Source organism: Vibrio sabulosilitoris (assembly GCF_055391395.1).
Window position 1 is genome coordinate 626,929 of sequence record NZ_AP029599.1, and the last position, 14,488, is coordinate 641,416.

Annotated in this window: 12 protein-coding genes; 7 read left to right on the forward strand and 5 right to left on the reverse strand. The window is 43.8% G+C overall.

All coding sequences use genetic code 11. From position 1 onward, the window contains the following. Positions 1-17 precede the first annotated feature (17 nt). From waaA to wecA, 5 genes are all read right to left on the reverse strand, one after another. Positions 18-1,277, reverse strand: a complete 1,260-nt coding sequence (waaA, locus tag ACZ5R2_RS03125) for a lipid IV(A) 3-deoxy-D-manno-octulosonic acid transferase (protein WP_464900993.1) — start codon at positions 1,275-1,277, stop codon at positions 18-20. Continuing rightward, positions 1,271-2,329 carry a lipopolysaccharide heptosyltransferase II gene (gene waaF / locus ACZ5R2_RS03130; RefSeq protein WP_464900994.1) on the reverse strand — a complete coding sequence of 353 codons (1,059 nt, stop codon included), beginning with the start codon at positions 2,327-2,329 and terminating at the stop codon, positions 1,271-1,273. Before waaF ends, waaA begins: the two co-directional genes overlap by 7 nt. After that, positions 2,329-3,315, reverse strand: a complete 987-nt coding sequence (gene lpxM / locus ACZ5R2_RS03135; protein ID WP_464900995.1) for a lauroyl-Kdo(2)-lipid IV(A) myristoyltransferase — start codon at positions 3,313-3,315, stop codon at positions 2,329-2,331. The genes waaF and lpxM overlap by 1 nt, the downstream gene beginning before the upstream one ends. Before the next feature lie 166 nt (positions 3,316-3,481). Then, positions 3,482-4,423 carry an ADP-glyceromanno-heptose 6-epimerase gene (rfaD, locus tag ACZ5R2_RS03140; RefSeq protein WP_464900996.1) on the reverse strand — a complete coding sequence of 314 codons (942 nt, stop codon included), beginning with the start codon at positions 4,421-4,423 and terminating at the stop codon, positions 3,482-3,484. A gap of 244 nt (positions 4,424-4,667) precedes the next feature. Further along, positions 4,668-5,825, reverse strand: coding sequence for a UDP-N-acetylglucosamine--undecaprenyl-phosphate N-acetylglucosaminephosphotransferase (gene wecA / locus ACZ5R2_RS03145; RefSeq protein ID WP_464900997.1), 1,158 nt, complete (start codon positions 5,823-5,825; stop codon positions 4,668-4,670). A 381-nt stretch (positions 5,826-6,206) separates the two neighbouring features. Between wecA and ACZ5R2_RS03150 the strand changes: the two genes are divergently transcribed. The 7 genes from ACZ5R2_RS03150 (at position 6,207) to ACZ5R2_RS03180 (ending at position 14,485) form a co-directional block, all read left to right on the forward strand. Further along, the gene (locus ACZ5R2_RS03150; RefSeq protein ID WP_464900998.1) at positions 6,207-6,605 is read left to right on the forward strand and encodes a hypothetical protein; all 399 of its coding nucleotides are present in this window, start codon (positions 6,207-6,209) and stop codon (positions 6,603-6,605) included. Positions 6,606-6,608: 3 nt separating this feature from the next. Continuing rightward, positions 6,609-8,366: a polysaccharide biosynthesis/export family protein gene (locus ACZ5R2_RS03155; RefSeq protein ID WP_464900999.1), complete on the forward strand. Its 1,758-nt coding sequence runs from the start codon at positions 6,609-6,611 to the stop codon at positions 8,364-8,366. 33 nt (positions 8,367-8,399) lie between these two features. Continuing rightward, positions 8,400-9,185, forward strand: coding sequence for an ABC transporter permease (locus tag ACZ5R2_RS03160; RefSeq protein WP_464901000.1), 786 nt, complete (start codon positions 8,400-8,402; stop codon positions 9,183-9,185). Between the two features lie 26 nt (positions 9,186-9,211). Beyond that, positions 9,212-10,624 (forward strand): KpsE/RkpR family capsule polysaccharide export protein, encoded by a 1,413-nt coding sequence (locus tag ACZ5R2_RS03165; RefSeq protein WP_464901001.1) that lies wholly within the window; start codon positions 9,212-9,214, stop codon positions 10,622-10,624. A gap of 184 nt (positions 10,625-10,808) precedes the next feature. Beyond that, positions 10,809-12,044, forward strand: coding sequence for a hypothetical protein (locus ACZ5R2_RS03170; RefSeq protein ID WP_464901002.1), 1,236 nt, complete (start codon positions 10,809-10,811; stop codon positions 12,042-12,044). A gap of 109 nt (positions 12,045-12,153) precedes the next feature. After that, on the forward strand, positions 12,154-13,338 hold the full coding sequence (locus tag ACZ5R2_RS03175) for a hypothetical protein (RefSeq protein WP_464901003.1): 1,185 nt from the start codon (positions 12,154-12,156) through the stop codon (positions 13,336-13,338). After that, positions 13,322-14,485, forward strand: a complete 1,164-nt coding sequence (locus ACZ5R2_RS03180) for a sulfotransferase domain-containing protein (protein WP_464901004.1) — start codon at positions 13,322-13,324, stop codon at positions 14,483-14,485. The genes ACZ5R2_RS03175 and ACZ5R2_RS03180 overlap by 17 nt, the downstream gene beginning before the upstream one ends. Positions 14,486-14,488 lie beyond the last annotated feature (3 nt).

Below are 14,488 nucleotides of genomic sequence, written 5' to 3' on the forward strand. Positions count from 1 at the left end.
GCTTATCCTTTTTAGGACTATATGTGAGCTACAACTTTTGCTTTTGCTCCGGAGTTATTGGAAACAAAGTCTAGTAGGAGTTGTTTATGAAGCAATTGCTGATCACTATCTTCAAGGATACTAATTAACGATCGAGCTAATTGGCTTGCATCATTGATGATTTCAATAGCACCCAGTGAGGAAATAGCATCGACACTCTCCTTGAAGTTGAAATAACTTGGGCCAGTGATTATTGGTTTGCCTAGAGCTGCAGGTTCAAGGACGTTGTGTCCGCCGACTTTATCTCCGCATAGGCTACCACCCATAAAACAGACATCAGAGCACCCAATCAAAACCAGCATTTCTCCCATCGTATCTGCCAAATAAACCTGGCTGTCTATCACATTATGTTGAGCGTGCGTTCTACGAATTGTAACAAAGCCTTGGCTACAACAACTCTGATAGACCGAGTCGAAGCGCTCGGGATGGCGAGGCACTATGATCAGCAATGCATCTGGATGAGCTTTGAGGAGTGAAGTATGTGCATCCAGTATTATTTCATCTTCGCCTCTGTGTGTGCTTGCTGCAATCCAGACTGGTCGTGAAGGTCCTAGTTTGCCTCTAAGTTCGTGCGCTCGGTTAATAGTACTGTCAGAAATTTGGATATCGAATTTAATGGAACCAGTAACGAAAAGCTTGTCTGCATGCACACCAAGTTGTTCGAATCGTTCTGCATCAGCCTGTGATTGGCATAGTATCTTGTCCATGCAAGGATGCATAAGGTTAAACAGTGGCTGTATTCTTGCGTAGTTTTTGCGAGACTTTTCAGAAAGCCGAGCATTAACGACTGTAACAGGAACTCCAGAGCGATGGACAGCATATAGAGTATTTGGCCACAACTCTGTTTCGATGATCAACAGTTGTGAGGGTTGAATAGCTCTTAAAAACCCCCTGACCGCAAAGGCAAAGTCGACAGGCATATAACGATGCTCTACGAGGTGTCCTAATTGCTCTATTTGTGCAGCACCAGTGCTGGTGGTGGTGGTAACAACGATATTCTGTTGTGGTCTCTGTCTTTTCAGTTCTCTAATTAGTGGAATGGCAGCGACACACTCACCAACCGAGACTGCGTGAATCCATAATGGATTGCCTCTTACTTCTAAAGCAGGAGTGAGCCCGAAATGCTCCTGCCAACGTCCACCAAATTTTGGCTTATTTGGTTTACTCTTATATAAGCCAAACAATAGTACTGGTGAGACTAGAAAAAGAAGCAGGGTATAGAGCAAGCGTATTAACATGTCTTCACCGCACTCTCTTCAAGCCTCCTAATGGCCTTGATAGCTGAGCTCGCTGGCAACTCTTTCAGGCACTTCAGGTGACCAAGTGGGCATTCTCGCTTAAAGCAAGGGCGGCACTCAACATCGATGTGCACCATTTCAACTTTTTCCGCTAATGGTGGTGTGTATTTAGGGGAGGTAGAGCCATAGATAGCCACCACATTGCAACCCACCGCCGCTGCGACGTGCATCAGTCCCGAGTCATTTGAGATCACGGTATCACACGCACCCAAAAGGTCGAGGGCCTCAATTAGGCTGGTTTGCCCGGCAAGAACAATCACTTGTGACTGGTGCTTATCTGGCACCAAAGAACGAATTTTGTTACAGGTTTCGACATCCTTTTGAGAGCCAAATAGCCATACTTGAGCTCCTTTTTCGGTCATAGCGCTGGCAACCTCTGCGTAATGGGATTCAGGCCATTTCTTCGCCGGGCCAAACTCCGCACCAGGACAAAGACCATAGATCTTGCTGTCGCGGTTGAGACCAAACTTATCTAAGGTTGCCTGCTGGAGGGGTACATCAATTCTTAGTTTTGGCCTTGGCAAAGTCTCAAGGCCACCAAGAGAGGCTGAGTTTTGCATGCTTGATTTGGGAAAAGCCAGAGCCACATAGCGCTCAACCATATACTGGAAGTCTTTCTTGTTTGGGCGCAAGTCACTTAGCAACCCATAGCGCATTTCACCTTTCCAGCCAATACGAGTTGGGATTTTGGCAAACCAAGGGATCAGGGCCGATTTTGCCGAGTTAGGTAAGACAAATGCCTTGTCATAGCCTTCAGTACGTAACTGGACACCAAGCTGACGGCGCGCTTTGAGATTAAATTCACCATGACCAATTGGCATATCGATGGCGTGATTCACCTCTGGCATACGCTCAAGGATCGGCTTACACCAACCCGGCGCCATGACATCAATCGTGCAATCGGGGTTTTGCTCTTTCAGCGTGATATATAGTGATTGTGACATCACCATGTCACCCACCCAAGATGGGCCAATTACCAAAATCTTAGTCATTATTTTACCTGCCAGTCACTGTCATAGCGTGGTTTGTAGAGGTTATAGTAGTTATTACCATCTTCTTGGGTGTAAAGTAGTTGTAGAACCCACATATATTGATGTGGCTTGTCATGGACAAAATACTCAATTGCTTCATTGCAGGCACGAGCATCCTGCTCATCGCTTTGATTTAGCTCGAACGCTGGTAAGATCTCGATATCAAATTGGCCAGTTTCACCATCGATCGCGGCAAACATAGGAAGCACCTTAGCTCGAGAAAGCTTAGCAATCTTACCTAGTCCAGGTAGCGTCGCTTTGCGTGTAGAGAAAAAATCAACAAACACGCTGTGATCGCGGCCATGATCTTGATCGGGTAGGTAATAGCCCACGTACCCATCTCGGATTGACTTCAGGAATGGCTTTATTCCTCCAGAGCGCTCGTAAACACGACCACCGTACTGCACTCGCTGACGATGCATCAACCAGTCCGCCACTTCGTTTTTCTGTTTCTTCGCCATAGCAGAAACAGGCATTCCGAGTGAGGCTAACAACACCGCTGGGACATCAATTGCCCATGAGTGTGGCACCATCAAAATAACATTATCGCCGTTCTCGATGTGGCCTTTGAGGATCGATTCACCGCGAATGGTGCAGTTGTCTTGTAGCCACTGGGAAGAGCGTAAAGTCAGCAAACTAAAGCGGAAAAAGAACAGCGCAGCCGTATACAGGTTGCGTTCGATCATCGCCTCGCGCTCAGCAAAACTCTTTTCTGGAAAGCTCAACTCAAAATTGACCCGTGCACGATGCGCAGGGCCTTTGCGTGATTTAGTCAATTTTTCAGCAATAACGCGCGCCATCCATTTATGTACTTTGAGTGGCAGCAATGCTACGGGCAGTGATGCAATTGCCGCGAACCATGTTCCCCAATACTTGGGCGCAAGAAAGTGCCACTGAAACGTTGGGTTGTAAGCCTTAGAGTCAAAGTCGTCGCGTTTGTGGGTCATAATTTATCATAATAAAATAAAGAAGGGGTGCGGTTCAGTAACAGTTGCGAGATCGAGGACATATTGCCAAAGGGAGGAAAGCTCTAGCTGACAGAGTTAGCAGAGAGGCAAAATAACTTCGCCTCTCGCCTCTCGCCTCTCGCCTCTCGCCTCTCGCCTCTCGCCTCTAGCGATTGATCAGTGCCATGTATTCAGCCACGCCTTCAGCGACTGTCTTAAATGTATGGTCACAACCTGTGGCACGCAGCTTAGTTAAGTCCGCTTGGGTGTACTCTTGGTATGCACCTTTGAGGTGTTCGGGGAAAGGTACGGTCTCGATCTCACCTCTACCATGATGCTTGATCACGGCTTTCGCAACCTCTTCAAAGGACTCAGCGTTGCCAGTGCCCAGATTGAAAATACCCGAGGTGCCGCCTTCTAAAAACCAAAGATTAACAGCAGCTACGTCACCCACATACACAAAGTCACGCTTAAAGCCTTCGCTGCCAGCAAACAGCTTCGGATTTTCACCGGCATTCATTTGGTTGTTAAGATGGAAAGCGACGGAAGCCATCGAGCCTTTGTGCTGCTCACGTGGACCGTAAACGTTAAAGTAGCGGAAACCCGTGACTTGAGAAAGTGTTTCACCATGCTCCTCAGCATCTTGCCATACGCGTCGCACGTAGTTATCGAACTGCTGTTTAGAGTAACCATAAACATTGAGCGCGCCTTCGTATTGCTTTTCTTCAATAAAGGTATCGGTCTCGCCGTAGGTGGCAGCCGAAGAGGCATAAAGGAACGGAATCTCACGTTCAAGACAGTAGTGAAGTAGCTCCTTAGAGTACTCATAGTTGTTGAGCATCATATATTTACCATCCCACTCAGTTGTTGCCGAGCAAGCACCCTCATGGAATACAGCATCGATTGGGCCGAAGTCGTCACCAGCCATGATTTGAGTTAGGAAGTCATCACGATCCATATAATCGGCAATGTCAAGGTCAACCAGGTTTTTGAATTTCTTGCCATCGGTGAGATCATCTACCACCAAGATATCATTAATGCCTTTTTCATTTAGAGCCTTAACGATATTGCTACCAATCATACCAGCGCCGCCAGTCACGATAATCATAATTACTTCCTATCTCTATGATGCGTAATAATGGTTCAGTATATCACCCTCAATGCTGAGAGGCGAGAAACGGGATGATGGAACAAGGTGAGTTATGAAGAGAAGTGTGGGCTGCCATTTAGGTATGCTTTGTGGGTATAGTTCGTACGGATTGCTCGTGCGCGAAATATATTCAGATAATGTAGGCAGAATTTGCACCGCTTCTACTCACTATCTTACCGCCGTGAACTGGACTTTAACGAGATTAAAGCTGCGGATGGACGGTGCGCTGCATAGTCTCTTCCTGCAAGCGATGGATTACAACTAGATAGCCAGCAAAGCAGAGCAAAAAGCCATAAAACATCAGATACTCTGGCACTTTGAAAGCCTCACCTAGCATGCCAATGAAAGCAAATACAGAAGAAACAGAGCAGATGACTATCAGGGTTTGTGCCGGCGACATCCCATTGTGTTGGCAGATGTGATGCAAGTGCTGACGATCAGGCTTGAAGGGCGATTTACCCTCACGAATTCGCTTGATCATGATCGCCACCATATCCATTAGCGGAATAGCAATCAGCCAAAGCGCGGTGACAGGGCGGACGGAAGGTTGAGGTAGGTCTTGGCTTGAAAGCAGCAAAAACCAGATCACTGTATAACCGACTAACATACTGCCGGCATCCCCCATAAATACCTTGCGTTGGTGACCAAAGACACCCAAGTTAAGCATGATGTACGGAACCATTGCCGCGACAATCACTAGGCATAAATAGGACGTGTTAGTCTGGCCGTTTAATAGCAGTAACGCGCCAAGTGCACCAAAGGTCACTATCGATAGCCCACCAAGCAATCCATCGAGCCCATCTACCATATTGAACGCGTTCATGGCCCCCATTACTGCTAACACAGTGATGACGTAGCGTATCCAGTTGAGTTTTATAGTTTCTCCCTGAGAGAGAAGTTCCCCAAGTGTGTGAATTTCTATCTTCGCCAGATAGATCATCGCCACGGAAAGGAAAAATTGAATGATGAGGCGGTATTTAACTTCGAGGTCGTACTTGTCATCGATAGTGCCAACAATAACTAACACCACAATGCATGAAGCATAGACATGAGCATGATGAATAATGTCTGGGTTATTAAACAAGAAGTATAGAAGGCATATGCATAATGACAGACCGCCGACAAGCGGAACCTGCCCTTGATGCATTTTACGCGCAGAAGGGGTGTCAACTAACCCAATATTAGCTGCGATTTTTCTTAGGAAAAACAGCGATGTAAGCGAAAAGAAAAATACGAATGCAAGCTCAAGAAAGTTGTAAAGCACATAGCCACCAATAATCAAAGAGACGAAAACGACAACAGCTCCAGGTACCAAAATCTTAGTCAACCAGCATGCAATTGCAGTGAGACGATCACTCACTCACTATTCTAAGTTAAAATTCTCATAAGTGTAACTGAACTTTCATCCATGATGAAGGCTCTTTTATATAGGGAAAGTCGTAGTTTTGCTGATATTTTAGTTAAAAAGTGCGTGCATCTATTTGATATAAAAGCAAATGTGTCATAGATTTAAACGATGTATGCTTCAGTCTATGGTGCTGTACTGTAAAACCGAGCATTGAGCGCTTTTCCGTCGAGCTTTAGTACGGATTTACTCCTGTATTCAAAATGCATATACTGAAGCATTTTTTATGTGGCACGTCAATTTTGTTAGGCGTGTAACTTGGCCCAATTTGCGCATTCAGGGGATATGCTTAACCCTTGGGGCGGTAGCGTACCTAAAAACAAGAGTATGGAAAGAATGAGAGTTGTAATCAGTGCCCTTAGTGTGCTGCTTTTAAGCGCATGCAGCAGTCAGCCAAGACAAGTGCAAGCCAGTCTTCCCCTCGTTTCTGAGCAGTTCGCACCGATTGGCAGCCCAATATCAAGCCAATACTGGTCTTCACTGAATATCGAGAACACCACCAGTATTCCACACCCGCAATACTCAATTTTAGCGCAGCCTAGTTATACTTCGGCACTTGGAATCACCTGCCGAACCCTATCTATTACGCCGCTTGCAGAGCTAAACAGTGTCAGCACTACACCCATTACTCGCACCGCATGTCAACAAATGACCCAAGATGAAAATGGTAAACTAATCCCAGGGTGGTTTCTGGTCAAAGACATCGTCGAGAACTCATCAGCTGTAGAAATCTAGCCTATGTCCTATAGAACCATACTGAGCCTTGTTGCGATTGCCGCAACAGGTTACCTGACCGCTGCCAGCGCATATGCACTTACGCCAGAGCAGCAGATGGCTGCGTTGCAGCAACTGTCACCTTCGGCAATCCCTCCAACCAGTTTGGCTGGAGAAGCTAAAGCAGCCAACCCTACTCAAGCGCTCGAGGCGGGCTCGTTTCAGCCTGAGCTGCGAACGGGCACACTATTACCCGGTGAAACAGATGTTAGAGAGTTGCTCCCTTCATCCGGTGAGGCGCTGCCGCCGCCATACGGCGCCAATCTATTTGCTGGAGGGTATGAGACCGAGCGTAGCGATGGCCTCAATGACAACTATCTGATCGCGGCCGGCGATAAGATCAATATCTGGCTTTGGGGGGCGGTGAACTACTCCAATGTGGTAACCGTTGATAATCAGGGCAACATCTTTATCCCTGAGATTGGCCCCATTCAGGTTAAAGATGTTCGTGCGAGTGATGTTAATCGCCTAGTGACAACAAAGATCAAGCAGGTTTATACCAATAACGTCAGTGTTTACGTTAACTTGCTGACCGCAACGCCAGTAAGTGTTTACTTATCTGGCCCAGTAATACGCCCGGGACAATACGCTGGGATGGCTTCCGATAGCGTGCTTTATTTCCTCAAGCGTGCTGGAGGTATCGATTCTGAACGTGGCAGTTATCGTGAAATCAAGGTACTGCGTAACAATAAAGTTGTGCAAACTATCGACCTGTACGATTTTATTCAGTCAGGTGTGATGCCTGAGGTGAGCTTTAAAGATGGTGATGTGATCTTGGTGAGCCCACAAAAATCAGCCATTACAGTTGCCGGCGGGGTACGCAACCCGTTTCGCTTTGAGTTGGCAACAGAGACCGCATTGGGTGAGCAACTTGCCAGCTACTCGCGACCGCTCGCTAAAGTCAGTCACGTTGGTGTTATGGGCAGCCGCTTATCTGGCCCCTTCTCACGCTATATGACCTACGACGAGTTCCAGTCATTCGAGCTTGAAGATGGTGATAAGGTGCTGTTCAACGATGACCTACATGCGCAAGTCATTGATGTACAGGTGTCGGGTAGCTATCTAGGCCCTTCGTATTTTGTAGTGCAAAAAGCCACCCGCCTGCACGAATTGATGAGTCAAATCCCGATTGATCCTAATCTTGCTGATTTTAGCTCAGTGCATATCTTGCGCGAGAGTGTGGCACAAAAGCAGAAAGAGATGATTGACGAGTCACTCGACCGACTTGAGCGCACGGTATTTACGGCGCCAACATCATCGACGGGGGAGGCTGCGATACGTGCAGAAGAAGCCCGTTTGGTTCTTCAGTTCACCGAGCGTGCGCGCAAGGTGATGCCGTTGGGTAAGGTTGTTGTCGCTGAAAACGGTAATGTTGCCAATATTCTTCTCGAACAGGGAGACAAAATTGTTATTCCGGCTAAAACTGACTTGGTGCAAATCGGTGGTGAAGTACTCATGCCACAAGCGGTGGTGTTCAATCCTGATGCGACCTTAGATGACTATATCGCCTGGGCCGGAGGGTTTACTGAGCGCGCCGAGGATGAACGCATTGCGATTGTGCGTGCCAATGGTCTTGTGGAGTTTAATAGCCGTCGCCCAGTGCAGAAGGGTGACCAAATCCTAGTACTGCCGAAAGTTGATGTGAAGCTGATGCAGAACGTGAAAGATATTACCCAGATCATTTATCAGATGGCAGTGGCGGCGAATGTGGCGATCAACTAATGCGGCGGTCAACTAAAGCGATGAGATTGAGACTTGGCTAAAGTAAATAAACGATCGCTGCTTAAGGTTTGGGGCGATGTCATCTTTGCGATATTTCTGCGAGAAATAAAAAGTCGCTTTCATGACAAGATAGGCATCAGCTGGGCTGTTATTCAACCAGTGTCATTTATTTTTCTCCTATCTTTTATGCGCGGCCGACTTGATGGCGGAGAATCACATACACTACCGACATTCGTTTTTATTGTATATGGAATGATGTGTATACAGCTCTTCCTGACCACTATGAGTTCAGCGGCAAATAGCTTCAAGAAAAACAAGCCACTGTTCGCCTTCCGCCAAGTTCACCCTATAGCGTCGACAATAGCGGTTGTAGGCTTTGACTTATTAGTAAAAATAGCAGTTGCTATCGTTATCTTCTTATCAATGTACTTTCTTAGGATTGAGATAAGGATTGATAACCCTTTGCTCGTGATTTGGTGCTTCATTCTATTGTGGCTACTTGCTACCAGTGTTGGCCTCCTTTTTGCGATTGCGCGTTCGTTCGTATCAGAGGTAGATAAAGTGCGAAATATGCTTCAAAGGCCGCTACTGTTCATATCAGGCGTGTTTTTTAGCCTGCAAGATATTCCACGCGAAACGTGGAAATACTTTGACTGGAACCCGATAGTGCATGCAATAGAGTTGTCAAGGCAAGCCGCCTATTCATCATTTTCAGCAGAAGGTGTTAGTCACTTATATCTTTGTCTATGTACACTTGGGACATTGTTTTTTGCTCTAGCTTGTTACCAAATTAGTTGGAAGCAAGCAATTAGTCGTTAGTTAGGTTTTATTATATAGATATCAATATGATACAAAAAAAATTCCAAGAGTTTAGGAAGACGATTACCAAATCGCAATTTAACAGTGCTTTTTTTCTTAAACAGAAAGTGGCTGAGTTAAAAGATACTGACCCAGGCCTAGCGCAAAGAATAGAGACAAGAATCAAACACCTGAATGCCAGAAAGTCTAAAGCGGTGATTCAAAGCACCCAAGACAATGATTCTTTACCAAGTGCCCCACAGCAATCGCCTCTTGAGGGCAGCGCAGAAAAGGGTGAAAAAGGTGAAAAGGACGAAAAAGCGGAGCAAAGACCCAAGAAGACACTTTTAGAGTTACTTTCGGGTCAACCAATGATGATAATTGTTGTCATACCTGTTTTGCTATTTTCAATATATCAGGTGATGTTTGCGGCACCGAGATATGAGAGCCGAATCCAGGTTGTCGTCCAGCAGCCAGACGGTATGGCAACGATGGATGCTGGGATGGCATTATTGAGTGGGTTAGGTGTCAATACGACCAACAGTGATACTCAATTAGTCAGTGCATATATATATTCGAATGATATGCTACAGCACTTGGAAGAAGAGCTTAATATTCGAGAGCACTTTGAAAACAATGGTGACTTTTTTAGCCGGCTACATAGCTGGAATACGGTTGAGGACTTTTACAACTACTTCAGTCGCCGGGTTATAGTTGAAATTAGTGAAAAGTCTCATGTTATTACGATAAGAGCACAAGGGTTTACCCCAGACTTTGCACACTTACTAGCAGAGAGTATAGCCAGTAAAGCTGAATGGTATATAAATAACATCGGTCACCAGCTCGCTAATGCTCAATTGGAGTTTGTTGGTGAGGAGCACAAATTAGTAGAGAGCAGACTCCAACTTGCTCAAGTTAATTTACTTAACTTCCAACAGCGATTTAATTTGTTAAGCCCTGAGGCAGAAGGGGAGGCGCTATCAAAAATAGCCTATGAACTCGAAGCTCAGATTGCACGTAAAAGAGCTGAGTTAGCTGCGCTATCAAATGTTATGAGTGACTCTGCGCCCCAAGTTGTAGTATTAAAAAATAGTTTATCTGCGCTGGAAAGTCAGCTAGCAATAGAAAAGAATCGCCTGACACAAGTAAGTTATGAAGGAGCTGAAACTGTTGCTCATAACGGGGCTTCAGTAAGTGAAGTTCTAGCAGGTTTCACTGAGTTAAAAATCGAACTTGAGCTTGCATTAAAAGCCTATACTTCATCTACGATATCTTTAGAAAAATCAAGAATAGAAGCTTACAGACAATTGAAGCACCTAATTGTGGTTGAGTCGGCCACAAAACCTGAAGATAGCTCTTATCCTGAAAAAGGCTATAACATAGCCTTACTAACTGTCATTCTGATGCTGATTTATGGCGTAGGTAAGATAATTTTCGCGACTGTTAGGGAACTGAAATAGTCAGTCGTTATGTCCAAATAGACAATACCTCTTAATAAGTTCATTCAATTCACAAATAAAAAGTTGTGAGTTGAATGAAAAGTATGAATAGCCAAGCTGAGAATCTCTAGTATTAGTGAAAGATAAAAACATTTGATTTGCTCTTATTCAATATAACTTGTTTCCATGGAAGGTGGTTGATGTTATGAAAAAGGTATATCTACATGTTGGTTCACACAAAACGGGAACCACATCCATTCAAAAATCATGCAGATTAAATAAAGAGTTGTTGAAACAACAGGGAGTTGACTACTTTACAAAAGGTAGGGGTGGAGTCGAATTAAGCCAAAGGTTCTTGGGGCATTGGTTAAATAAAGGTAAGGTAATTACACCACATGAATCTAATGTCACGATTGAAGATCTCGATGAATTAGTTTCCTTAATCGAACAAACAGATTGTGAGAAAGTTATTATTTCTGACGAAAACTTGTCCTGGATTTTTGATGAGGCTGAAATTGAAAAAATATCACAAAAGTTTAAGTCATCTTTCGACTTCTATGTGGTGTTTTATATTCGTCGACAAGATGAGCTAGCCATATCACACCTAGCTGAGGCTGCAAAGCATGGCGGCGGCGGCGGGCATGCGAGAAGTCATTATTTGACTTGCGGCAAATCTTTACCCATGAAAAATGGCGATTCATACTATTATCGATATCTAGACTTTTATAGAAAGATCAACGCTTGGGCTTCGCATACGGGTATACAAAACGTTATAGTGAGAGTCTTCAACAAAAACACTTTACTCAATGGTGACGTTGTAGATGATTTCTATTCAAGCATAGGTGTCGACTCCTCCAGTTTTGCACGTTTTCAGGACTCGAATGTTTCTATGGGTTTTGAAAGAACAAAGGTCGGGCATCTTTTACATCATTCTGAAGAAGTCGGTAATAAATTACCTGTCGGTGTAAAAGCAGCAATCCTGAAGTCGACCAATAATTCTGGGAAATTACTGCCCTCAAGAGCTGAAGCCAGCGAATTTTACTCATGCTATCAGCAGTCAAATATTGACTTAAACAGACAAATGAACATCTTTGATGGGAGCGAAGATGTTTTTGATATGGACTTTTCCAAGTACCCGGAGATAGAGCAGGATACTTGGGACGAAGACAGCGCAAATAGCGCTATAGTAAATTTAATTCTGGGCTTATCTAAAAAAAGTAGAGAGATTGACTTACTCCGTGATTGTGCAATCGCACTAGAGTCTGTAGATATGCACAAGGCACTACAGCTTATGGAATTAGCACGAAAGGCTAGGCCTCATGGCGTGTTTATTAATCAAAAGTTAGCAGAATATAAAGCTACACTGATTGATGATGAGCCGCCCATCCCCACAGTTGAAAGATCAAATAGCAGCCTTTGTCAACCAATAAAGAATGAATGACATTGCTAAATACAGATGTCGCTAAAAATCGTGCCAATATGTGATAATTTAGCTATGTTTATTCTTTGTGTTCAATATTTGCTATCTAGTTGTTGAAATAGAGATTAATATGTCGACTAAAAAAATGGTTTACCTTCATATTGGTACCCATAAAACAGGAACGAGCGCAATATTTCAATTCTTAACGAAGAACAGAAATAAGTTATCGACTAACCATGACTGTTGCTTTTTTGAGCCGTCGCCTTGGCCGCTAAAAATGTCAAAGAACAAGCTGAAGTTTTCTGTTCTAACAAAAGGCTTCGGGCAATTGAAACAAATTGAACCGAGCAAAATTGTCATCACTCATGAAAATTATTCTTGGCTCAATGATGCAAAAGATTGGACTAAGATTAAAAAAGAAATTGATAAAAATGATTGTGAAAGCAAAGTTGTACTTTATTTGCGCAGACAAGATTCATTAGCTGTTTCTCAGAAGCAGGAAGGTACAAAATGGATTGATAACTCTCTTGCGTACGGTCACGACCTCGAACCACTGCCAAGTTATTCAAGTCTAACCAATGAAGCTCGATTATACTTGGATTACTTAACCCGCTATAGAACTCTAGTGTCTGTATTTGGCAAAGACAACGTAATCGTACGAGTTTTTGAAAAAGATAAATTATTAAACAAAGATATCGTGACTGATTTTTGTTCTGTAATTGGAATTAAAGATCTATCAGGTTTTTCGCTGCCAGGAAGAGTTAACGAATCTATTAGTGCAATCTGCCAAATATTCTTGCATAAGACTAGGAAATATTTTCCAGAGCACTCGCTTGCAAAGAGGATTTTAACTCAAACAGCCGTACGACAGGACAAGGGGAAAGATAAACACCTTCCTAGTAAGCAAGTCGCTAAGGATTTTTATAGCAACTATGCTGAGAGCAACGTCACCTTGTCAAAAGAAGTGTTTGGTGTAGATAAAGATCTTTTTGCTGACAAATGGGACATGTACCCAGACAGCATTGTTAGAGAAGACATCTCAGTTGATGAGCTCAGCAAAGTCTATGCTAATGTGATCACGGATATTTCTGAAGAGCTCGAGATGTGGCGAAATAAGTTTAAATCTCAAGATAAAGGGGCTGACGAAAGCCTGCTTGACGATTTGAGAAAACTAGCGATCAGCTTCGAAAAGCAGGGCGACTATAACAACGCGTTACGTACAATGAAGATTGCTCTTAAAGTTCGTCCAGATGGGCCATTTATAAAAAGAAAAATTGAAGAGTACAAAGGTAATCTGAATGAAAAAGATATCTAAGATAGTTTTACATGTTGGCCCGTATAAAACTGGAAGTACTTCGATTCAAAGTTTTAGCCATCGACATAGAGACGCAATTAGAGACGAGCACTCGATACTGTATCCTAGCTTTCACTACGATCATGGGCCGCTATTACGATCTGCGTTTAGCCAGGAACCAGAAAAGCTACATGATAATGTTGTAAGATCTCTTGATAAAGAACAAATCCTTGCAGAAGTGAATCATTGTTTGAGCTTTTTAGAGAAGGAAGTCTCATCACATCAAGTTGAGACTCTTTTCCTATCTGGAGAGCATATCTCTGACTTAAATAAAATAGAGCTTGATAAGTTGAGAGAATACTTATCTAAGTTCTGTGACAACATCAGTGTTGTCTATTTTGTAAGAAATCCGAGTTCCTTGATCATTTCTGATTTACAAGAATCAGTAAAAACTGGACGTGCCACTTTTAATGATTGGAAATTTGATTACTTACTGCCGCGCTATTTTGAAAAAATAGATCATCTTGAAAAAGTCTTTGGTGCAAATAATGTTGCCGTTCTTGAGTTTGAACGATTAGTGAAAAGCCCAAAAGGACTGGTCGGTGCTTTCTTTGAAGAAGTGCTCAACGTGACTGTCGATGTCGATAGAGAAGAGCGATCTAACGACTCAGTCTCCGATTTTGCGTTTAGAATGCTAGAGAAACTTAACATCAGCAGCCCATCGGTTGTTAATGGAAGTTTTAACCACCAGCGCAGTAAAAAACTAGTGTCTCTGTTGAAAAGTCACAAGGGTTCAAAAATTAAGTTCCCCTGTGATTTGACGACCAAATTCTGTGAACAGATAAATGACCGATTAAAACGCATTAAGAAAAAGTTCGCTATTTCTTATGGCAGTTTTCCGGCGTTCCCCTCAGGTGTGAGTTCGTCTGAGGACATGGTTAAGGTCGATGCAAACGACCTGCAAACGTTCGTCGATTTGCTGAATTCAACGTTTAACTCTGAAAAGGAGCATGCGAATAAGTTGGCGCACAGCATAAGAGATATCGCTTTAGATCTTGAAGAAAAAGACCCCACTGTCGCTTTGGAGCTGATGAAAGTTGCAGGTGAGTTAAAGCCTGACGGTCCGTATATCAAGCGTAAAATCGCCGAGTTAAGTAAAGGAGCTTAGGTT